The sequence below is a fragment of the Bacillus sp. mrc49 genome (assembly GCF_002803435.1).
The window spans coordinates 1-1,187 of sequence record NZ_PHNG01000549.1 but is presented as its reverse complement, the minus strand read 5'-3'; the positions used below and the strand labels follow the sequence as shown (position 1 = coordinate 1,187).

General features: G+C 45.2%; 1 protein-coding gene and 1 pseudogene. Both read right to left on the bottom strand.

Translation table 11 applies throughout. The features are described from left to right. Positions 1-458: pseudogene (locus CVN76_RS05575) on the bottom strand (PDZ domain-containing protein); the annotation flags it as partial. Between the two features lie 214 nt (positions 459-672). Continuing rightward, the coding region (locus tag CVN76_RS05570; protein ID WP_198512497.1) for a peptidoglycan-binding domain-containing protein at positions 673-1,187 on the bottom strand (515 nt) is incomplete at its 5' end.

Sequence of the window (1,187 nt, the reverse complement as noted above, 5' to 3'; positions counted from 1 at the left end):
AGCAAAAGCCCTATCAAGATAACAAGTGTCGGATAGATGGAACGATCGAGCTGATTCATGGCATCCTGCAATATCGGCAGCTTGATGTCCCTATCATATAAAAAGAAAAGGATGAAGAAGGTGATTCCCACTGTATATACGGGTGAGATGACCCTCCTGTTCATGGTCAATACAGCCAAAATCGTTACACCGGCCATGATGAACATCGCTGCCAATGGAATGGTCATTCCTGATGCAAGCGTTAAGCATGAAAGAATCAACCCCCATATCAATCCATGGGGCAACAACGACCGCATTTCCATGGAAACCCTGTAGACCTTCGTATTAAAATCATGGCGTTCCCGTTTAACGCGAAGATAGCCGATGAATAAACAATAGGCAATCGAAATATAAAGCAAAGGATGAAGGAATAGTTTTCCTAATCCCATCAAGCATGCAATCAGCCAATCCGTTGTCAATTTCTTTCCACCATCCTCAATGGGTAATTAGTAAGTTGTGCAATTCGTGCTTGTCAGTTACCTCCTATTCTATCAAAAATGTAACCTCCATGCCTATCAAGATGCAGAAAAAGTAGCTTTATCGCAAGTTTGTTCCGCATTCTTTTCATGATGCGGAAATAAGCTGGCACCAAACAAAGAAAAGGCACCGCTTCAGGGGCGGCACCTTCTTTTATCATTTCACGAGATAGTTCAAAGCCGTTCTTAACTGAATATCATTGTCTTCATCTTGGATTTTTTCCAGAATCGCACTTTCCAAATGGGCTGCAGTTTTCGCATCCAGCTTTCCTGTCACTTTCAGATCATACTGCTTTTGAAAGGCTTTTACGGCAATTTCCGTATTCCAATCATAATAGCCGTCTTCCCGGCCCGTTTCAAACCCAAGTCCCTTCAGAATGCTTTGGGCATATTGGATTTGTTCATCGTTCATGTCGCGCTTCAACACCCCTTCAACCGCAAGCTGATGGGCATTAAAGTATTCCGGCTGCTTCACCTTGATCGTCGGTTCGATCCCTTTTTTATGGATCCAGTTCCCTGAAGGCGTCAGCCACTTATACAGGGTAAGTTTAATCTTACTGCCATCCCCCATCGGTACAGCCTGCTGCACGGTCCCTTTCCCGAAGGTCTTCTCCCCGATCAATGGGTAGCCTCCCGCCTCCTGCATCGCTCCAGCTAGGATTTCCGAGGCAG